General features: G+C 59.2%; 21 protein-coding genes. 8 read left to right on the top strand and 13 right to left on the bottom strand.

Annotated features, from left to right (window positions below):
• Nucleotides 1-12: 12 nt before the first annotated feature.
• Entirely contained in the window at nucleotides 13-1,242 is a 1,230-nt protein-coding gene (gene ftsA / locus AC1DV6_RS01475; protein ID WP_477974429.1) for a cell division protein FtsA, read from the top strand.
• A gap of 145 nt (nucleotides 1,243-1,387) precedes the next feature.
• On the top strand, nucleotides 1,388-2,623 hold the full coding sequence (ftsZ, locus tag AC1DV6_RS01470; RefSeq protein WP_477974428.1) for a cell division protein FtsZ: 1,236 nt from the start codon (nucleotides 1,388-1,390) through the stop codon (nucleotides 2,621-2,623).
• Between the two features lie 448 nt (nucleotides 2,624-3,071).
• Here the strand turns inward: ftsZ and AC1DV6_RS01465 are convergent, their stop codons facing one another.
• Nucleotides 3,072-3,977, bottom strand: coding sequence for a bile acid:sodium symporter family protein (locus AC1DV6_RS01465; protein WP_477974427.1), 906 nt, complete (start codon nucleotides 3,975-3,977; stop codon nucleotides 3,072-3,074).
• A 119-nt stretch (nucleotides 3,978-4,096) separates the two neighbouring features.
• On the opposite strand from AC1DV6_RS01465, the gene lpxC reads away from it, so the two are divergent.
• Entirely contained in the window at nucleotides 4,097-5,020 is a 924-nt protein-coding gene (gene lpxC / locus AC1DV6_RS01460; protein ID WP_477974426.1) for a UDP-3-O-acyl-N-acetylglucosamine deacetylase, read from the top strand.
• 87 nt (nucleotides 5,021-5,107) lie between these two features.
• Nucleotides 5,108-5,284 (top strand): hypothetical protein, encoded by a 177-nt coding sequence (locus AC1DV6_RS01455; protein WP_477974425.1) that lies wholly within the window; start codon nucleotides 5,108-5,110, stop codon nucleotides 5,282-5,284.
• 92 nt (nucleotides 5,285-5,376) lie between these two features.
• Here AC1DV6_RS01455 and pepF read toward each other — a convergent pair whose 3' ends face one another.
• Entirely contained in the window at nucleotides 5,377-7,239 is a 1,863-nt protein-coding gene (gene pepF / locus AC1DV6_RS01450; protein WP_477974424.1) for an oligoendopeptidase F, read from the bottom strand.
• 125 nt (nucleotides 7,240-7,364) lie between these two features.
• On the opposite strand from pepF, the gene AC1DV6_RS01445 reads away from it, so the two are divergent.
• Complete coding sequence (locus AC1DV6_RS01445; protein WP_477974422.1) at nucleotides 7,365-7,961, top strand: hypothetical protein; 597 nt, start codon at nucleotides 7,365-7,367, stop codon at nucleotides 7,959-7,961.
• A 7-nt stretch (nucleotides 7,962-7,968) separates the two neighbouring features.
• Here the strand turns inward: AC1DV6_RS01445 and AC1DV6_RS01440 are convergent, their stop codons facing one another.
• On the bottom strand, nucleotides 7,969-8,874 hold the full coding sequence (locus AC1DV6_RS01440; RefSeq protein WP_477974420.1) for a DUF2785 domain-containing protein: 906 nt from the start codon (nucleotides 8,872-8,874) through the stop codon (nucleotides 7,969-7,971).
• 89 nt (nucleotides 8,875-8,963) lie between these two features.
• Between AC1DV6_RS01440 and AC1DV6_RS01435 the strand changes: the two genes are divergently transcribed.
• Complete coding sequence (locus AC1DV6_RS01435) at nucleotides 8,964-9,905, top strand: peptidylprolyl isomerase (RefSeq protein ID WP_477974418.1); 942 nt, start codon at nucleotides 8,964-8,966, stop codon at nucleotides 9,903-9,905.
• A gap of 27 nt (nucleotides 9,906-9,932) precedes the next feature.
• Nucleotides 9,933-10,544 carry a hypothetical protein gene (locus tag AC1DV6_RS01430; RefSeq protein WP_477974416.1) on the top strand — a complete coding sequence of 204 codons (612 nt, stop codon included), beginning with the start codon at nucleotides 9,933-9,935 and terminating at the stop codon, nucleotides 10,542-10,544.
• A 24-nt stretch (nucleotides 10,545-10,568) separates the two neighbouring features.
• Here AC1DV6_RS01430 and AC1DV6_RS01425 read toward each other — a convergent pair whose 3' ends face one another.
• From AC1DV6_RS01425 to AC1DV6_RS01380, 10 genes are all read right to left on the bottom strand, one after another.
• Nucleotides 10,569-11,072 (bottom strand): cupin domain-containing protein, encoded by a 504-nt coding sequence (locus tag AC1DV6_RS01425; protein ID WP_477974414.1) that lies wholly within the window; start codon nucleotides 11,070-11,072, stop codon nucleotides 10,569-10,571.
• A 10-nt stretch (nucleotides 11,073-11,082) separates the two neighbouring features.
• Nucleotides 11,083-11,745, bottom strand: coding sequence for a CatA-like O-acetyltransferase (locus AC1DV6_RS01420; protein WP_477974412.1), 663 nt, complete (start codon nucleotides 11,743-11,745; stop codon nucleotides 11,083-11,085).
• Between the two features lie 11 nt (nucleotides 11,746-11,756).
• Nucleotides 11,757-12,314, bottom strand: a complete 558-nt coding sequence (ruvC, locus tag AC1DV6_RS01415; protein WP_477974410.1) for a crossover junction endodeoxyribonuclease RuvC — start codon at nucleotides 12,312-12,314, stop codon at nucleotides 11,757-11,759.
• Between the two features lie 52 nt (nucleotides 12,315-12,366).
• Nucleotides 12,367-13,356 carry a phosphatidate cytidylyltransferase gene (locus AC1DV6_RS01410; protein WP_477974409.1) on the bottom strand — a complete coding sequence of 330 codons (990 nt, stop codon included), beginning with the start codon at nucleotides 13,354-13,356 and terminating at the stop codon, nucleotides 12,367-12,369.
• A gap of 11 nt (nucleotides 13,357-13,367) precedes the next feature.
• Complete coding sequence (locus AC1DV6_RS01405; RefSeq protein ID WP_477974408.1) at nucleotides 13,368-13,979, bottom strand: lysophospholipid acyltransferase family protein; 612 nt, start codon at nucleotides 13,977-13,979, stop codon at nucleotides 13,368-13,370.
• A 39-nt stretch (nucleotides 13,980-14,018) separates the two neighbouring features.
• Entirely contained in the window at nucleotides 14,019-14,342 is a 324-nt protein-coding gene (locus AC1DV6_RS01400; RefSeq protein ID WP_477974407.1) for a hypothetical protein, read from the bottom strand.
• A gap of 67 nt (nucleotides 14,343-14,409) precedes the next feature.
• Nucleotides 14,410-15,126, bottom strand: coding sequence for a monofunctional biosynthetic peptidoglycan transglycosylase (mtgA, locus tag AC1DV6_RS01395; RefSeq protein WP_477974406.1), 717 nt, complete (start codon nucleotides 15,124-15,126; stop codon nucleotides 14,410-14,412).
• Nucleotides 15,123-15,977 carry a TonB family protein gene (locus AC1DV6_RS01390; protein WP_477974933.1) on the bottom strand — a complete coding sequence of 285 codons (855 nt, stop codon included), beginning with the start codon at nucleotides 15,975-15,977 and terminating at the stop codon, nucleotides 15,123-15,125. The genes mtgA and AC1DV6_RS01390 overlap by 4 nt, the downstream gene beginning before the upstream one ends.
• Nucleotides 15,978-15,979: 2 nt before the next feature.
• On the bottom strand, nucleotides 15,980-18,049 hold the full coding sequence (locus tag AC1DV6_RS01385) for a ribonuclease catalytic domain-containing protein (protein ID WP_477974405.1): 2,070 nt from the start codon (nucleotides 18,047-18,049) through the stop codon (nucleotides 15,980-15,982).
• A 44-nt stretch (nucleotides 18,050-18,093) separates the two neighbouring features.
• Nucleotides 18,094-18,669: a YqiA/YcfP family alpha/beta fold hydrolase gene (locus AC1DV6_RS01380; protein WP_477974404.1), complete on the bottom strand. Its 576-nt coding sequence runs from the start codon at nucleotides 18,667-18,669 to the stop codon at nucleotides 18,094-18,096.
• Nucleotides 18,670-19,167: 498 nt separating this feature from the next.
• Between AC1DV6_RS01380 and AC1DV6_RS01375 the strand changes: the two genes are divergently transcribed.
• Nucleotides 19,168-19,848: a response regulator gene (locus AC1DV6_RS01375; RefSeq protein WP_477974403.1), complete on the top strand. Its 681-nt coding sequence runs from the start codon at nucleotides 19,168-19,170 to the stop codon at nucleotides 19,846-19,848.
• Nucleotides 19,849-19,874: the final 26 nt, after the last annotated feature.

Below are 19,874 nucleotides of genomic sequence, written 5' to 3'. Positions count from 1 at the left end.
ACAGGACTTCATATGGCAAAAGAATACAAAGACCTGGTCGTAGGACTGGACATCGGAACCGCCAAGGTGATGGCAGTGGTGGCCGAAATCATGCCCAACGGCGAGCTGAAACTGGCCGGGTTGGGTATTGCGCCCAGCAACGGCCTGAAGCGCGGCGTCGTGGTAAACATTGACGCGACGGTGCAGAGCATTCAGCAGGCATTGAAAGAGGCCGAGCTGATGGCGGACTGCAAAATCACCCGTGTCTACACCGGAATCACGGGCAGCCATATCCGCGGCCTGAACTCCAGCGGCATGGTCGCGGTAAAAGACCGCGAAGTGACACAGGCCGATATCACTCGCGTGGTGGAAACTGCCAAGGCGATCAACATCTCTACCGACCAGCGCCTGTTGCTGGTGGAGCCACAGGAATTCATCATTGACGGCCAGGACGTGCGCGATCCGATCGGCATGAGTGGCATTCGTCTTGAAGCCAAGGTGCATATCGTCACCGGTGCGCAGAGCGCGGCCGAGAACATCATCAAGTGCGTGCGCCGCTGTGGCCTGGAAGTGGAGCAGCTGATGCTGAATCCGCTGGCCAGCAGCTTGTCGGTATTGACCACTGACGAGCGCGAACTGGGTGTCTGCCTGGTGGACATTGGCGCAGGCACCACCGACGTGGCGATCTTTACCAATGGCGCGATCCGCCACACGGCTGTGATCCCGATTGCCGGTGACCTGATCACCAGCGACATCGCGATGGCGCTGCGCACACCCACCAAGGACGCAGAAGACATCAAGGTTGAGAGTGGTCACGCCAAGCAGCTGCTGGTGGACCCGGAGATTCAGGTGGAAGTGCCCGGTCTGGGCGACCGCGGCCCGCGCATGCTGAGCCGCCAGGCACTGGCCGGTGTGATCGAGCCGCGCATCGAAGAAATCTTTTCGCTGGTCAACCAGGTGATGCGCGAGTCGGGTTACGAAGAAGTGCTGTCTTCTGGCATCGTGCTGACCGGTGGTAGCTGCATCATGCCCGGCATGGTGGAGCTGGGCGAGGACATCTTCCTGAAGCCCGTACGCCGCGGTATTCCCAAATATTCCAGCGCGCTGTCTGACATGGTGGCGCAGCCCCGTGCCGCTACCGTGATGGGCCTGCTCGAAGAAGCGCGGCTCGCGCGCATGCGCGGCTACAAGGTGGCGCAAAAAGCCGGCTCGATGAAGACGGCGCTGGGCGGCATCAAAGACTGGTTTGTAGGGAACTTCTGATCATGCAAAACAAGATCTGGTTAGCGAGAGGCTCTCCGCATTGGCGATGGCGAAGTCTGGACCCGCCCTCATAGGCGGGACAGACAACAAGGCAACTGCGAATTCAGAAACCAACAATTTTTATATCGAACTTAGGAGTAATCAAATGGCCATCGAAATGATTGAAGAAGAGATGTTCAACCAGGGCACGCAAATCAAGGTGATCGGCGTGGGCGGCGGTGGCGGCAACGCCGTCGAGCACATGATCCAGACCGCAGTCGGTGGTGTGGAATTCATCTGCGCCAACACCGATGCGCAAGCGCTGTCCCGCAGTGCGGCGCACAAGACCATCCAGCTTGGTGCCACCGGTCTGGGCGCTGGCAGCAAGCCTGACAAGGGTCGCGAAGCCGCAGCTGGCTCGGAAGAAGAAATCCGTGCGGCCATTGAAGGCGCGCACATGCTGTTCATCACCGCTGGCATGGGCGGCGGTACCGGGACTGGCGCTGCCCCTGTGATTGCACGCATCGCCAAAGAAATGGGCATCCTGACCGTGGGCGTAGTGACCAAGCCGTTCGACTTCGAAGGCGGTCGTCGCATGACCAATGCAGACGCGGGTCTGACTGAGCTGGAAGCCAATGTCGACTCGCTGATCGTTGTGCTGAATGAGAAGCTGCTGGAAGTGTTGGGTGACGACGTGAGCCAGGACCAAGCGTTCGCCCATGCCAACGACGTGTTGAAAAACGCGGTCGGTGGCATTGCCGAAATCATCAATGTGCCAGGCCACGTCAACGTCGACTTTGAAGACGTGCGCACCGTGATGGGCGAGCCCGGTAAGGCGATGATGGGTACTGCCGTGGCCGCTGGTCCGGATCGTGCACGCATCGCCGCCGAGCAAGCTGTGGCATGTCCGCTGCTGGAAGGTATCGACCTGTCTGGTGCCAAGGGCGTTCTGGTGCTGATCACCGCGGCCAAGGGCAGCCTGAAGCTGTCCGAATCCAAGCTGGCAATGAACACCATCCGTGCTTACGCTTCTCCTGACGCGCATGTGATCTACGGCACAGCCTACGACGACGCCCTGATGGACGAAATCCGCGTGACCGTGGTGGCAACCGGGTTGAGCCGCCAAGGCGTACGCCGCACGGCGCCTCCGCTGCAAGTGCTGCGCACCGGTACCGACAACGTACCGTTCCAGGTGCCTACGCTGAACACGCCGGTGACACTGGGTGGAGCGACTGCCTCCTCTTCCAATGGCGGTGTGACGCAGCCTGATTACGGCAGCATGGCGACGCCCAGCGTGTGGCGTACGAATCGTACGCAGGCGGCGGCTAAGGTGGATGCGCTGTCTTCGGGTGGGATGGATGACTATGAGATTCCTGCATTTTTGCGTAAGCAGGCTGACTAAATCTCTTTAGTTTGGGTTTGGTGAGGTGCCCTGCGGGGCACTTCGCTTTTTTAACACCCACTCCCCCAACCCCTCGCCCCGTCGGCGAGGGGAGTCTTTAACAGCCGATTTTGTTTTCTTGCTCCGACTACGGGGCTACTGGCGATAGGTTGCCACTGTTATCGCACTCCACGGCCAGCGCCTGCGATTGGGGCTGCCTGGGAGATTGCCGTTCGGCACTGCTGGCGGCTGCGCCCGCCAGTCGCGCCGCGCCAACACATCCGCGCTGACTCCAACCGTCGGTTCATGCCGTAGAGCGCAATAACGGTGGCAACGCCACGCCCGTAATTCCGTATTCGGCGCGAAGCCACCAAATCGGCTGTTAAGGCTCCCCTCGCTGACGGGGCGAGGGGCTGGGGGAGTGGGTGTTAAAAAAGCGCGGTGCCCCGCAGGGCAAAACCTAAAGAGATCAGTGCATAGCCGCAGCAGAAGCGGCTTCCTCTTCCGCAGTAAGAGGCGGCGCATACCGACGCACCACGAGCACAAACACTATCCCCGTAAAGTACATCAACACCGAATACACAGCCGCCGGCAACATCATCGTGTCATTCATCAAAATACTCGATGCAATCACGATGGCCAGCGTGCCGTTCTGCACAGACGATTCAATGGCCACGGTCGCGGCCTGACGCAACGGCACGCGCGCCAGATTGGACAGTCCAAAGCCCAGCAGCAGCATGGTCACATTGATGCACAAAACCAGCGGCGCCAGTGTGATGGCATTGGCCTTGAAGATGGCCCAGTTCTTGGCGACAGCGGCCACCACGATGATCACAAAGAGCACGGTTGCCAGCAGACTCATTTTGGAATGCCATTGCTTCGTGAACATAGGCGCCTGGCGGCGCAGCAGCAGGCCAAGGGCCACGGGCACACCCAGGATCATGAAGATCTGGCCCATCACCATGCCATATGGAAACGCGAACTGCTGGGCTTCGCCCATGAAGTGTGCGAGCGACCAACTCAGAATCATCGGTACCGTGAAGATGGCGACCACGCCGGCAACTGCCGTGAACGACAGGGCCAGCGCGACGTCGGCACGCGCGTGGTAGGTCAGGATGTTGGAGGTGGTGCCGGTCGGACAGGCGGCAATGATCATGAAGCCCACGGCCATCGCCCCAGTGATGCCAAAGGCCTGAACAATGCCATAGGCCACCAAGGGGAGCAGGATGAAATGGCACAACACGCCGACGGCAAACGCTTTGGGGTGCAGGAATACCCGTTTGAAGTCCGAGGGCGTCAATCCGGCGCCCAGCGTGAACATGATGAACGCCAAGCCCAGGGGCAAAACAATGGTGGAAAGGATGTCGCCTTGCATGAGAATTCCGAAGTGATGGGACTGCCTGCAGTGTGCCGCGCTTCTGCTGGTTTCCCTAGGGGGTTTATCAGTAGCCCTTGCTTCTGCACAAACGGGCGCGGCCAAGTAAAATCACGCCTGTGCTGAAACAAAGAACCCTCAAATCCTTGACCCATGCCGTTGGCGTGGGTCTGCACAGTGGCCAGCGTGTCGAGATCACCTTGCGCCCTGCAGCGCCGGATACCGGCATCGTGTTCCGGCGCGTTGACTTGCCCCAGCCGGTCGACATCGTGATGAGCGCCACGGCGGTGACCGATACCCGCATGGCATCCACGATTTCCAGTGGCTCCGCCAAGGTCTCGACGGTCGAGCATCTGATGTCGGCGTGTGCCGGCCTCGGCATCGATAACCTGTACGTGGACATCACGGCCGAAGAAGTGCCCATCCTGGACGGCTCTGCCGCATCCTTCGTCTTTCTGCTGCAGAGCGCTGGAATTGAGTTGCAAAACGTGCCGCGCCGGTTTATCCGGGTGTTGCGGCGGGTGGAAGTGCGCGAAGGCACGGGCGCCAATGAGAAGTGGGCCCGGCTGGACCCGTTCCACGGTTACAAGCTGCGCTTCGAAATTGATTTCAACCACCCAGCCGTGGATTCTTCGGGCCAGAGCGTGGAGTTCGACATGAGCCGGGATTCTTACTCCCGCGACATTGCACGTGCGCGCACGTTCGGCTTCACCAAAGACGTGGAGATGATGCGCGCCAATGGCCTGGCGCTGGGCGGCGGGCTGGACAACGCCATCGTGATGGACGACTACAAGGTGCTTAATGCAGACGGCCTGCGCTATGACGATGAGTTCGTCAAGCACAAGATTCTGGATGCGATGGGCGATCTCTATGTGATTGGCAAGCCGCTGCTGGCGAGCTTCAGCGCATTTCGCTCCGGCCATGCGCTGAATAACAAGTTGCTGCGCGAACTGCTTGCGAACCAGGATGCGTGGGAGTTGGTGACGTTTGAAGATGTGCGGGAAGCCCCCGTCGGATTTGCGCAACCCGCCCGCGCCTGGTGATATGACCCCCACGCTCCACCGTTCCACGGGTCGCTGCCCCCCAAGAGGGCTAACTCGCCTTGGGGCGGCCCGGCGGCGAGTTGTCTCATGCTGATCTTCCGCTTTCTGGTCTTATTCTGCCTGCTGACATCAGTCGTGCTGTTTGCATTGCATGTGGGCACAGGCCAGCAGCGCTACAAGCTTTGGGGCTGGAAGGTTCTGAAGTGGACCTTGCTGGCTGCCTTCTGCTTTTTTGCCGTATTGATTGCTGAGCGCGTGGGCTGAGGCGTTCCGCAACAGAATAAAAATTGGGGTCAGGGCACTTGCGTGCCCTGACCCCAAAGTCTTTGTGAGGGTGGTGTTGTCCACCCGCTATCTCAGTTCTTTTTCTTCGCCTGAATGGCTTCGATTTGGTCCATGATTTTGTTCATGTTCGCAATCAGCGCCTGGTAGGGCGCAGGCGTTGCCAGATCCACACCGGCTGCCTTGACCAGTTCGTACGGGTACTGCGAGCCACCGGCCTTCAGGATGTTCAGGTACTTGTCTTTCGCACCTGGCGTGCCCTTCAGGATTTCCGCGGCAAACATGTTGCCTGCCGAGATCGACGTGGCGTACTGGAACACATAAAAGCGGTTGTAGAAGTGGGGGATATAGGCCCACTCGATGGCGTAGGTGTCATCGATCTTCACAATGCCTTGCTCGTGGCCGTGGTAGCGCTTAAGGATGTCGCCATAGATCTTGGACGTTGCTTCGCCGGTCAGTGATTCTCCAGCATCCACCTTGGCGTGGACCTGCTGTTCAAAGTCGGCAAACATGGCTTGGCGGAAGAACGTACCGCGCAGGTTTTCAAGCGCTGAGCCCAGGTACAGCACGCGTTCGTCGTCGGTCTTGGCGACCTTGAGCATGTGGTCCAGCAGGAACACTTCATTGGTCGTCGAGGCGATCTCGGCGGTGAAGGTCGGATAGTCCGCCGTCACGAAAGGCTGGCTGCGGTTGGCCAGGTAGGAATGCATTGCATGGCCCCACTCGTGCGCCAAGGTCGACAGTGATTCGTAGTCATCATTGTGGTTCAGCAGCAGGTAGGGGTGCACGTCATAGACCGCGCCGTTCATGTAAGCGCCAGACCGTTTGCGCGCGCGCGGGTAAACGTCCATCCAGCGACTGCCCATGCCTTTTTCCATGGCCTTGACGTAGTCTTCACCCAGCGGCTTGACCGACGTCAGCGTGTAGGCGATGCTGGGTTCGATCGGGTACTTCAGGTCGCTGGATACCAAGGGCGGGTAGATGTCGTAGTAAGCCATGTTGGTCACGCCCAGCGTCTTGGCGCGCAGCTTGAAGTAGCGGTGTAGCGTCGGCAGGTTGGCGTTGGCCGCAGCGATCAGTGCGTCATAGACACCCTTGGGCAGCTTGTTGGCGTCCAATGCCTGGGTCAGTGAGTCGCCACCGTAGTTGCGGACTTTGGCGTAGGCATTGTCTTTCTTCAACATCTCGTAGAAGGTCACGCCATAGGTGCGCTCAAACTCTTTCCACTTGCCCCAGAAGGCGTCAAACACCAGCTTGCGGTCGGCCCGATTGGCCACTGCGCGGTACTTGGTATAGGCCGCCTGGTCCAGCAGCACTTCGGTGCCGTCGGACAACTTGATCTTCGGCCAGGGCATGTCGGAGTTCGACAGTGTGGAATACACCGCGCTGGCTGTGTCGGTCACATTGCTGAAGTTGGCGACCAGTTCTTCGCCTTTCTTATCCAGCGTGTGGGCGGCGTTGCGCCACAGTTCGTCCATCGCGTGTTGGTAGATGGCCAGGCTCTTGTCCTTTTTCATCAGGCCTTCGACCTTGACACGCCCGGCTTTCAGCAGCTCCGGGTTCAGGAAGGACACGGTTTCCTGCAGCCGATTGCCCAGCACGTCGGCGCGCTGCTTCAGGTCCAGGCCGGCAGTGTCGCCGGTGTCCTGGTCGTTCGATTGGGCGGCATAGCTTGCCAGGCGATAGATGCGCTTATTGATATCTGCATTGAGGTCCAGGCAGGACTTCAGTCGCGCGACACTTTGGGTCAATTGGCCGCTGCAGCTGGCCAAGGGCTTGAACTGCGCCTCCAGCGCTTTGGCATCCTTGTCCCAGTCGGCCTGGGTGGCGTACATGTCGTCCAGTTTCCAGCGCCACTGTGAAGTGTCGGCTGCATAGCTGAGCTGGGCGGCTGCGGCGGCAGCCAGCAGCAATAGCGAACGGGTGTGTTGGATCATGGTGGGTGACCAGAGTGAGGAAAGCGGAGATTCTCGTGCATGCCGTAGTGCCGCACCACAAAAATGGGCACCAAACGCCGGTTTAGGGGGATGAACTGCGGCGCTGATTGCGCTAGAGTGCAGCCATGCAACGCATCCTCCTTCTGGCTACGGCGGCAGCCATTGTGTGTACTGGCTTTTCCGTATTGATGTACCACTACATCGGGCTGGTGGGACTGGTCACTTCCGCGCCGCTGTGGGGCATTCTGTTCTCGCGCCTGATCATCGACTTCGGCGATGAAATGCGCATTGCCGCCAAGCAGGCGATGCTGCATTCGATCAATGGCAGCTATTACAGTTTTCAGGGCACTACCGTTCATGTGGTGGAAGACGATGATTACTGCCAGTGGGTTCCGGCGGAAGAGGTGCGCAAAATTGTGGGTACCGGCGCGTCCGACCGTATGTTGGCGCTCGCTTACCCGGACGGCTGGTGCGAAATGGGCAAACCACCCAAAGGCCATTTGCGTGACGATGCGCTCTTGATGTACCTGGCCAAAGAGCAGTCATTGCGTGGCGTCAAGTTCAGGGTGTGGGTGGAGCGCAATATTGCGCACCAGGCCAAAAAGCAGCGCGAACGCTTTGGTGTCCGGATCACAGACCCTCGCGCACCGGATTTGCTGCCCAACCATTTACGCGATACGGTGGTGCCGCGCGACATGCAGTCCACCTTGCCGCAGGTCTGAACAGGCTTTAAGGCAGCTTCAGCAGCGCGTCGCGCACCGGCGGTAGCAAGGTAATTTGCAGTGCTTCGCTCTTGCTTTCTTGTAGGTTGATATACAGCGCCAGCAAAAACGCTTTGGTGTTGTGCAGTCTGCTCAAACCGGCAGTCGACGCGAACGCCGTATCCCAGGAAGCAAACGGGGCGGGTGCTGCCACCGCCTGCACCCAGGCCTGCCACCAGGCGGCATCCAGCAGACCGCGGCGTGCAGCAAATAAAACGGGGCGCGCCAGACGTTCACTCTCACCAAAGATGTACGAGTGTCCATTGGCGGGTGCAACCTGGATTTGCACCGCGGTGGCAATGCGTTCCAGTTGGCCCTTGTCCACGGCAGGGTTGAGCGCGAGTTGCATCAGCAGATCGGCGCCGTGGGCGACCCCGTGGCGCCATCCCTCACCTTCTGTAAAACCGCGGTAGTCTTTCACGCTCGGCAAATACAGCACGGCTGCATCCACTAGGCTGGCACGATCCTCTGTGGATAGAAACGGTGTGATGCGGTCCGCCCTTGCGAGCTCGGACAAGGCCAACGCCGCAAACGGTTTGGCGAAGCCTGCGGTATCCGCCGCGTCCGCTTGCAATTGCGCGAGCAGGCGACGGAACAAGCTTTGCTGCAGGGCCGCAGACAGCTGCTTGCCGCGCAGCCAGATGCTCAGCGCTTCAAAGGCCATACCATCGCGCAGTTCGGGATTGGGGTTCGCCAGACACGGCATCAATGCAATAGCCAAAGCCTCGCGCTTTGCGGTGTCTTCCAGCTTCCACTGCGCGGTCTTTAGCGCGCGCAGTGCGGCAATGTCGGTCTGCGCCGGTGGGCAGGTTTGCGCATGCACCACACACACCATAAGCAGCAATGGAGTACTCAAAAGATGTGCGAGTTTCATGGTGTCACCAATCTACACCAGTTTCACTGCCACTCTGCTTCGGCGCATGTACAGTACGCGCACCCATGGCTTTATCGATGGAGGACCTCTTGCCCCACTTTTTGCGCAATACCCTTTCTGCCGGCCTCGCGTTAGCGCTTCTGTGCAGCAACTCGGCCCTGCAGGCCAAAACCACCGCAGTCAAGCTCCAACCCAAGCCCAAGACGGAGGCTGAAATCATCAAGGAATCCAAGCCGCAAGACTGGCGCGCCCTGGACCCGCAAAACACGCTGGTACTGACTGTCAACGGCACGCAGGTGCTGATCGAACTGGCGCCGCGTTTTGCGCCCAAACATGCGGAGAACATCCGAGCGCTCACGCGCAATGGCTTTTACTCCAGGACGTCCATCGTGCGCGTGCAGGACAACTATGTGACGCAATGGGCCGACCCCAACGACGAAGACAAGGACAAGGCGCTGTCATTGGGGGATGCGAAGACTACGCTGCCCGCAGAGTTTGCGATTCCATTCAAGGGCCTGCCCATCACCCGTCTGAAAGACAGCGACGGTTGGGCGCCTGTAACGGGCTGGGTCGATGGCATGCCGGTTGCTGCCAATCCAGCCAAGAACAAGGCCTGGATGACGCATTGCTACGGCGTGGTCGGCTCCGCGCGCGGCAACCCGGCGGACAGCAGCAACGCGGGCAGCCTGTACGTGATCATTGGTCAGGCGCCACGTCGGCTGGACCTGAACATCACGGTGGTCGGGCGTGTACTCAAAGGCATGGAGGCCCTGTCGTCCTTGCCGCGCGGCCCGGCACCCATGGGCTTTTACGACAAGCCCGAGATGAATATCCCGCTGGGCCCAGTGCGCCTGCTGGCTGACATTCCGGCGGCAGAACGTCCGGCGCTGGAAGTGATGCGCACCGATACCGCTGCATGGACTGCATTTGTTGAGGCCACGCGCAACCCTTCTGCGGAATGGTTTGCGTACAAGCCAGGGCATACCAATGTGTGCAACCGCAGTGTGCCGACGCGCGCCGTGTCACAATAAATAGTTGTTTAACAGGGAGGAAAGAAGATGAAGAAGTTAATCGTTTGCGTCGCAATGGCAGGCGCCAGTCTGGCAGCCCATGCGCAGGAATCCAACTGGCGTTTCTTTGGGGGGCTGGGTGCGGCCAGTGGGGGTGAAGAGATCACCAGCGGCACCATCACCGTGATTGGCACGACGCAGACTATTCCGTTTAGCGTGGGGCCCGGTGACGGCATCCAGAAGCGCATCGGATTTGACTATCGCGTTGCGGACCGATTCACGCTGCAAGCCTCGATTGGCCACATGTCCAGTGAGCCACAGGGTATCAATGGCAGCTACGACTTCACGGTAGTGCCGGTTGAATTTATGGGCTTCGTGGATATTGCCTATGGCTTGCGCTTCGGCGCCGGCATACGCAAATCTTCAGCAGAACTGCGTGGCAAGGGCGTGGTCGCCAATTCACCCGTCAACGGCACTTTCAAGAGCGATGGCGGTACGGTCGTGGAATTGCAATACTTGTTCTCCAATGGCGAACGCAAGACCGGCAAGTCCGTACCCCAGTTCGGCATCAGCCTGCGTTCTGTTTCCGAAAAATTCAACCACGCACTGGGTGAGTTGAACGGCAATCACAAGGAAATTGGCCTAGCGATCTACTACTGATCTGCTACTGGGACTGCGTGAGCCTCAGGGCTCACCGTCCCAATAGTCCAGGTTCTGGTCATTGCGCTGTAGCGCATCGAAGCTGGTGCCGTCGGCCTTGCGTGCCATCGCCAAATGCTTGTCTGAATCTGGATACTCCACAATTTCCGGCGACTCGCGCGTGCTGATCGACAGGTACTTCAGCGGCAGCTCGGACGTGTTGATCAGTTGGTGCGGATACTCCGGGCCAGGCGGAATAAACACGACATCACCTGCGCGCAGCGGCAGCATCTCGCCCGCCACGCGCAGCGTGCCCGTGCCTTCGAGCACGATGAACATTTCTTCCTGCGCGTAGTGAAAGTGGTAAGGGCACGAGCGCTTGCCTGGCGCCACGGTGTCGATGGAAGCGCCCAAATTCTTTGCTGCAGTGCCAGTCCCCAAGCACGCCGCGAGGCTGTCGTACAGCGGAGCGCGCACCTGATGCTCCAGCGGCGCGTCGTTGAAATTGCGGATCAGGCGTGCAGCCAGGGCGGTTTGTTCGGGGGTCATCGGAATCCCTTTACTCTTGAGTCAACCACGTCATCGGGTCTTTTAGCGCGGCTTCGAAGCCTTGGATGTACCGGCCCACATGCAGGCCATCCATCAGCGCGTGGTGTACCTCTACCGACAGCGGCATCCACAGTTTGTCGCCGTCAGCATCGATGCGGCCAAAAGCGATTTTTGGAATCGAGTCGTGCGCACCCCAGATTCGGGCGTTGGAATTGCTGGTGAAGTGCACCCACGGCACGGCGCTCATGTGCAGCGTGGCCGTCTCGTGTTGGGTCGGCTCAAACGGCGCATCGGCCCGACGCATTGCGGCCAGCGTAGCTGCGCCTTGCTTGGCAAATTTTGTAAAGCTGCGCTGGTGTTCCAGCGTGGCGAAGCCAATGCTCTCGTCTTCGCGCAGCACCGTAGTGCCGCCGTGCACCACGTCATGCACGCGCACGCGGTCGCCCTCCAGGCGGTAACGAAACGGTTCGATGTCATTGCCCAGGCGGATCGCGATGAAGTGATAGGCCAGCGACATCGTGCCAATGCCCAACTCCTTGACGGCTTTCTTCAGCAGTGCCACGTCGACCCGGGTGCAGAGGTTGAAGCACGGAATGTCATAGCGGCGAAACAGCTCAAACGCAGAGCGGCGCGGCCAAGTCTCCAGATCCAGATAGACAGGTGTGTTGTTCATAGGGTGTGAATTTAGCGCGTACGACCGGCGCGGTACGAGGCGGTGGTGCTGATGCTTTTGCCGCCCAAGCCTTCCGCAGCCGCCATGCGTGCCATGGCCTTTCCCGCATGGGCGTGGGTGATCGCCAGACCCAGCGCATCGGCGGCATCGGGGCCGGGCAGGCCGGGCAGTGACAACAGGCGTTTGACCATTTCCTGAACCTGGTCCTTTTGCGCACGGCCATGGCCGGCGACGGCCTGCTTCATTTGCAGCGCCGTGTATTCGGCCACCGTCAGATTGGCATTGACCAGCGCCGTGATCAGCGCACCACGTGCTTGGCCCAGCAACAGCGTGGATTGCGGGTTCACATTGACGAACACAATTTCCATCGCTGCGCAGGTCGGCTGGTAGCGCTGCACGACTTCGCCAATGCCGTCGAACAGCACTTTCAGGCGGGCTGGCAATGCGTGCGTATCGAGGTGCTGCGTGCTGATGGTGCCACTGGCAACATAGGCCAACTCTGCGCCCTGCACATCCACCACGCCAAAGCCTGTGGTGCGCAAGCCAGGGTCAATTCCAAGGATTCGCATGCTACTCTTTTAATAGCTGCTTACGCACGTTTTACGGGCGCTGCAGGCTGATTTATAGGTCAAAGTACCACCGTGCAGAGTGGAAGAACACCGGTGCCGCGAAGCACAACGCGTCAACGCGGTCCAGCAATCCGCCGGCGCCCGTGACCGAGTCACCTTGCGAGCCCCAGCTTGGAATGCCACGGTCGCGCTTCAGTGCCTTCATCACAAAGTGGCCCATGGAGCCGGCCACACAGGCGATGAAGGAAAACGCAAACGCCGTGCCCGGCACCCAGGGCGTGATGCCAGCTAACAATGCGCCGACCAGACTGGCGACAAAAATGCCGATCCAGAAACTTGCCCAGTTGAAACTCTGGCTGATCGCCGGTGCCACCGGCGCGCGCTTGAGCGTACGCGACGCCAGATGTTGCGTGACCATGCAGGTCTGCACCACCAGCACCAGGAAGAACACCATGAAGGCATTCTTGTTGTCGTAGTCTGGAAAGCGCAGCATCAGTAGCGCCGGCACATGGCTCATACCATAGATGCAGACCATGATGCCCCACTGCAGCTTGGCGTTGCGCTCCAGAAAACGGATCGGGTCATTCGCCAGCGCGCTGGTCAGTGGCAGCGCCAGAAATACGTAGACCGGAATGAACACTGCGAACATATCGAAGTGCTCCGCGCCTACCAGCCAATACTGAATGGGCAGCACCGCAAAGAACGCCAGCACCAGACTGCGGTGGTCACCCAAGCGCGTGGGGGACAGCGTCAAAAACTCACGCAGTGCAAAGAAAGACACCAAGCCAAACAGCACAAGCGCGACCCAGGCACCGGTAACCCAGCCCAGCCAGAACACGAACACCATCATCCAGCTGGTGCGGATGATGCCGTCAATGCTGCGAAGTTCGTGGCGGAACTGGTTGCCCTGCTCGTCGTCACCGTGTTCGCGCAATGACACCAGAAACGCCGTCACACTGGCTAGTAGCAATAGGCCGAACACGATCACAAACAGCGCGCCCACCTGCTGGGTGGGGGTCATGTTCTTGATATAGAAATACATGGGCAAAGGCCTCAGACGTCGCGCAACGCGATCACGGCGTCACGAGCTCGGGTCAGAAAGGCCTTGTGGTCTTCGCCTTCTTCGATATGGATAGGCGCGCCAAAGGTCACCGAGCACAGTACAGGTACCGGTACCACCTCGCCTTTGGGCAACACATGCTGCACATTGTTGATCCAGGCTGGCACCAACACCGCCGACGGAAATCGCTGCGCCAGGTTGTAAAGACCAGCCTTGAACGGTTGTGGATCGCCAGTGAAGCCGCGCGTGCCTTCGGGGAACAGGATGATGGAGTCGCCATTGGCCAGGGCTTCCAGAAGTGGCTCCAGCGGGTCTTCGTCAGCGCTGCGGTCGCGCGACACATAAATCACGTTGAACACGGCGGTGGTCAGCCATTGCTTGAACGGCGTCTTGGTCCAATAGTCTTTTGCCGCAATCGCGCGCGTCACGCTGCGCAACTCCTTGGGCAGCGCCGCCCAGATCATCACGAGGTCAGCGTGGCTCTGGTGGTTGGCGAAATAAATACGCTGCTCGGCCTTGGGCGGGCAACCGTGCCAGCGCGCCTGGGAGCCGGTCAACACCCGGATCAATCCCAGCAAAAAGTAACTCATCAACTTGGCAAGCATGGCGGGATGATACAGAGCGAAAGGCCCCGCCGGCCGACTTCATTTTGGCGCGAACTTGCAGATATTCGTTCCAATGACGTCGGCCATTTCCTTGCCATCTTTCACCCAATTGAAGGTGTCTTGTAGCTTTTTGCCCCCGGCATCAAAAATGAAAACCTGACCCGCACCACTCTTGCAGTTGGAAACCTTTACAAGATAGAGCTCGGTTGCCCCCATGCGCACGAGCGACACCATCAGATTCTTTTCCGCCTTGACCTCCATCCCGATCTGCAGCTTGCCACTGCGCCCCAGGTCGAACTGAAGAAACTCAGCGTGACATGCAAACGCACAAAAGAACAGCGACAGAGAGAGAAATTTCTTCATTTCCAAATTCAAGTTGAAGATGCAAGTATGCGACTCTTGTCCCCCGTAAGAGGCAGCTTTACCTCGGTCAAGGCAACTGCGCGTCACCCATGCGACCCGCAATGACCCCGGCCCGTGACGAAAGGTATCCAGAGTTCGGCAACTTCTCAAAGTATTTGGGCCGCGGCAACATCACAGCCAAGCGCGCCGCTTCGTATGCGCTGAGTTTTGCGGCGGGTTTACGGAAGTAGTGCTGCGCTGCCGCTTCTGCACCGAACACGCCTTCACCCCATTCCACGCTGTTGAGGTAAATCTCCAGGATGCGTTCTTTGCGCAGCAGGTGCTCCAACAGCATGGTCAGCACAAACTCCTGGCCTTTACGCAGCAGCGTACGCTCGCCGGACAGAAGCAGGTTCTTTGCCAACTGCTGCGTGATCGTGGAGCCGCCTACGACTTTGGGCGGTTTCGCATTGGGTCGTTGTGCCACCCGCTGTTCTGCCTTGCTGTTCTTGTTCCAGGCTTTTTCCAGGGCCTCCCAATCGACGCCGTCGTGGTTCGAGAAGCCGTCGTCTTCCGAGGCAATCACGGCGCGCTTGATGTTGTCACCCAACTGGGAGTACCCCACCCACTGCTGGCTCCATGGCAGTTTGCCTTTCTCGGCTGCAATGCGGTAAGCCTCGGAGCGCTGGAACGCGGTGGACTGCGGTGCGACGACGGCCATTGCGGCAATACGGACCACAAAATAGAGTTGCAACGCGAACAGCGCCAAAGCGCACAGCACCAGCCAACGAAAAATGGCTTTCATGGGCTGGCCGAGACTTTGGCTTCCAGCGTTTCGTCCCGGGTGAACTTGAAGCGCGATACCACCAGAATCTGGTCGGCCTGGCGGCGCATGGCTTTGGGGAAGGTGCCGAATGGCCCGGCGGTGCGCGCAATCGCCGCAGCGCGGCGGTCCAGCGTGGGGTTGCCCGAACTCTCTACCACTTCGGTTTCCAACACGCGGCCGTCGTGGTTCACGGTGACGATCATCGTCAGCTCGCCGTACAGCTTCTTGCCACCGGAGGTGGGGAAGTTGTCGGTGCCGCGGTCTTCAATGGAGCGGCGCAGCGCGTCGTAATAGACGGCGTAAACCTCTTCGCGCGCGGCCGGGCTGATATAGCGCTTCTTGGGTCGCGCGTTTTCCATGTTGATGCGCTTCTCGATCTCCGCCAACAGTTTCACCAGGCGCTTACGCTTTTCCTCGCGTTCGACCTGTTCGGTGTTGCTGGTGGTCTTGTTCGGATCGGGCGGTGGCAGTGCGGAGAGCTGGTCTTTGACTTGCGCCAACAGCAGGTTTTGTTGTTCCTGCAGGTTTTGCAGTTTGCGCGCGCTGGATTGTTCCTGCGAATCACCCGCCTCTGCCCAATCCGACGAGGGCAGGGGACTGGTCGCGCGGCCCTTCTCGGCTTCGCCACCGCCTGCCAGCGATGCCTGTGCGATGGCCTTGGCTTTGTCAGGCTTCTCATTGGTCTTGGCGTTGACCAGAATCACTTCCAGCGGCGTGTCCTCAAACACGCGGTTAAAGCCTTCAGGGTCGACGAAGCGAACCGTCAGCAGCACGGCGTGTACCGCCACCGAGATGCCCAGTGCCCATTGGAGAGTGCTGATAGACCGCAGATTCACAGTGCAGGATTATCACTGGCCGGGGCAGGCGCTTCGTCCGCGTCGGCCCCTTCACCCATATCCACCGCGATCGCCAGCGGACCGGCGACTTCGTCTTCGTCGTCTTCCGCGGCATCGACTTCGTCGGTAGGCGCTGGCGCATCCAGCCGCTCCACCACCGTGCCGTTCACATCCAGCGTGATGAAGTCCATCTCGCCTAACTTCACGCGCACCTTGGCGCCGCGCGCCAGGCCCTGCGCGCCCATGACAGGTAGTACGAGCGGAATGTCATCAGCACGCACCATGTTCTCCTTGAACACGGAGGCGACCAGTTCGGTAAGGCCCTGCTGCTCCACATAACGCATGGTCCAGAAGCGCTCCATGCCACCCTGGAAGCCGTTGTACGCGCTGTAGGTTGCGTCGAACGCGGAGATGATGGAAAACAACTCGGCGTCTTTCGGCTTGAACGGCGCGACCAGCGCAGCCGTCTTGCCGTTGCGCGCGCAGGCAATGATTTGCCACTGGTTCACCAGATCGGTGTAGCGGCGTAGCGGCGAGGTAGACCACGCATAGCTCTTCACGCCGATACCCGCATGTGGCAAGGCCTTGGTGCCCATGCGCACCTTGACGCCGGGCGCGAGAGAAGCCTGGCTGCGGTAAATCGCCGGAACGCCCAGCTCCGCCATCCAGTTGCCCCAAGTGCTGTTCGCCAGAATCATCGCTTCGGCGACGATCAGGTCCAACGGCGCGCCGCGCTGGCGGATGCTGATGGAAACCGTTTCATCGCCCTGCGGCTCTGAGCCGTCATTGCCTTGCAGCCGGAAGTTGTAGTCCGGGCGGTTGAAGGTCTCAGGTTTGCCACGCACCACCTCGCGTTTGGCCTTCAGGTCTTTGGCGAGTTGGTATAAAAATGATAGCTGCTTACGCAATCCCTGCAAGGCTTGTGGCTCGTTTTGATGTTCAAACGCAGGGTCTTGCAGCCATGGTTCCGTGACCACGGCATCGAGCTGGTCGTGGCGCAGGTTATGCGCAATCGGCACGCGCTCCAGTTTGGTTTCCGAGCCCTTGATTTCCAGTGTGGCTTCGTCAAACGTCACATACAACGACACGGCCGGGCAGTCGCGCCCTTCCATCAACGTATAGGTCTGCACCACATCGTCCGGCAGCATCGTGATCTTGTAGCCGGGCATGTAGACGGTAGACAGGCGCGCGCGGCCCAACTGGTCCACCGGGCTGCCGGGCAATACGGCCAGGCCAGGCGCGGCGATGTGGATGCCGACGGTCACAGTGCCGCTGCCCAGCCCTTGCACGGACAGTGCGTCGTCGATTTCGGTGGTTTGCGAGTCATCAATCGAGAAGGCTTGCACTGCTGCGACAGGCAGCTCGTCGGCAATGGCGGGTGCAGTGATAGTAGGGAAGCCCGTGCCCTTGGGGAAATTTTCCAGCAGGAAGCGCTTCCAATGGAACTGATACGGCGAGGCAATCGCACCGGCCTTTTGCAGCAGGTCCAGCGGTGCCAGATGGGCGGCGCGCGATGCTTCGACAACGGCCTTGTATTCGGGCGCGTTCTTGTCGGGCTTGAACAGGATCTTGTAGAGCTGGAAACGAATCGCTTCCGGGCATTGTCCTGCAACCAGTTCGTCGGCCCATTGCGTGATTTGCGCGACGATTTGTTTTTTCTTTTCTATGGCGAGCAATGCCTGCGCAATGATGTCAGCCGGTGCCTTTTTGAAGCGCCCTTTGCCAGCGCGGCGGAAGTAGTGGGGTGACTCGAACAGTTTGAACAGCATGCCAGCCTGTTCGGTCAGCGTAGCCTGTGCCGAGAAATAATCGCGTGCGAGGTCGGCAAAACCGAACTCTTCGCCCGGCGCAAACTCGTACGCCATCTCCAGCTCAATCGACTGCGCTTGTGCCTGCGCCGCCGCAATCAGCTCGGCTGGCGCGGGCTTTTCAAACCGCAAAAGGATATTGGCGCCCTTGACCTTGACGCGCTTGCCGGATTCCAACTCCACTTGTGCCGAGGCTTCTGCCTCGGACAGTACCCGCCCGGCCATGAATTTGCCGGCTTCTTCAAACAATACATGCATGGGCAGGATTGTCCCAGCAAATGCAGGGTGCTCCGGCAGGCGGGTCAGTTCAGACCCAAAAACTCCAGTACGGCGGGCAAATGGGCCGGAAAGTCAGAAATGGCATGGTCGCCCCCTTCCACCAGGCGCATGGTGCAAGCGGCATACCGGGCGTGCATTTCCCGCCAGTCCAGTACCTCGTCGCCTTTGGTGATGACCGCTAGGTAGTTGTCGGGGCGTCGAAGAGGCCCCTGTGCCAGCGCCTTCAATTCGTCCACAAATTCTGGTTGAAAGAAAAACCGCTCGTTCGGGTCATGCCAACTGGTTTGCTCGCCAATGTATTTCGCCAAATCCCGTGCCGGGTCTACGGCAGGGTTCAGCACCACGGCCTTGCAGCCAAACGTCTCAGCGACCCAGGTGGCATAAAAACCACCCAGCGAGGAGCCGACGACAGCCATGGTGTCATGTGGCCAGTCTTCTATGCCCTGCCGCACCATCTGCATCGCCGCTTTGGGTGAAGGCGGCAGTTGCGGGCACCACCAATGCACGTCGGGGTGTTTTTGCACCGCCGCGCGCATCAGGCGGGCTTTGGCGGACTGGGGAGAGGAGCGAAAGCCGTGCAGGTAGAGCAGGTGCGTCATGTGGCGATGATATGTGCCAAGCCAATGCGGAACTTCTTGCAAGAAGCTGGCATTGCCTCCATCGCCCAGCGTATCAGTAGCCCAAATCAGCACACTTGGAATATTGGAATGAAGTCTCATCTCCAACGGTTCCATAGGAATACTTTGTACAGAATTTTGCGTCCACGTTTGAGCATTGTTTTCTGGCTCCTGTAGAGGGTGTGTATGTACAAGCTCTGGCAGTACCTGATACAGCAAGACCATTGTTCGGGTCAGTTTCCGTTTCTCCACCACCGCATGCGGCAAGCAGAACGGAAATACAGGCGACTGACAGGAAGCGAGAAATTGAAGTCATATGTTTCCGAAGAGTGGGTTTACAAATGGCCTCAGTGGATCGACTGGGGCTTAGGGCGAATGTCATGGAGTTGCGGGTATTTGCAAATCCCATATCCATGGGATAGCCCGACGCGATTCACGTGCCGCATACCGGTATGCTTGTGTGAACATCAGAAAACTGAAATGCAAGCATGGCGCGTACTTGTCGTTGAAGACAACCAGGAAATGCAGGAGTTCTTTGCCGGATGCATCACGCGTTCGTCGGAGCTGCAGTTGGCGGGACGCTTGGGCACGGTCGCGGAGGCAAAGCGCTGGATGGACAACAACGCCAGCGCACTGAACGTCTTGTTGATTGATTTGGGTTTGCCGGACGGCAGTGGCCTGGATGTGATCCGCTATGCGATGCAGCGAAACCCCGCGTGTGAGGTACTGGTGATCTCGATGTTTGGTGACGAAGACAATGTGTTGGCAAGCATTGAGGCAGGCGCACTGGGCTACATCCACAAAGACGCCACGCCGGACGATATTGCCGATGCGATATTGGCGATGCGGCGCGGCGAGTCTCCCATTTCTCCGATGATCGCTCGCCGGGTGTTGTCCAAATACCGACTGGGAAGTCCAGCAGCTCCGCAGGAGGCTGTTGACGCAGTCCACACCACGGATTTGCTGTCGCCCAAAGAGCTGGAAGTGTTGTCGCTGATAGCGCGCGGTTTCTCGTACGGAGAAATTGCGCGCATTCAGGCGCTGAGTGTTCACACGGTGCAGTCGCATATCAAAAAGATCTATTCCAAGCTGGCGGTGCACTCCAAAAATGAGGCTGTTTTTGAGGCAACCCGTATGGGTTTGCTGAGCGGAAAGAAGTAGCGGTGTTGCAGGGCAAAGGACTTTGG

The sequence above is a fragment of the Rhodoferax sp. P2_H8_2 genome (assembly GCF_056403235.1).
The sequence above is the reverse complement of the archived record's forward strand: the minus strand, read 5'-3'. Positions and strand labels throughout refer to the sequence as shown.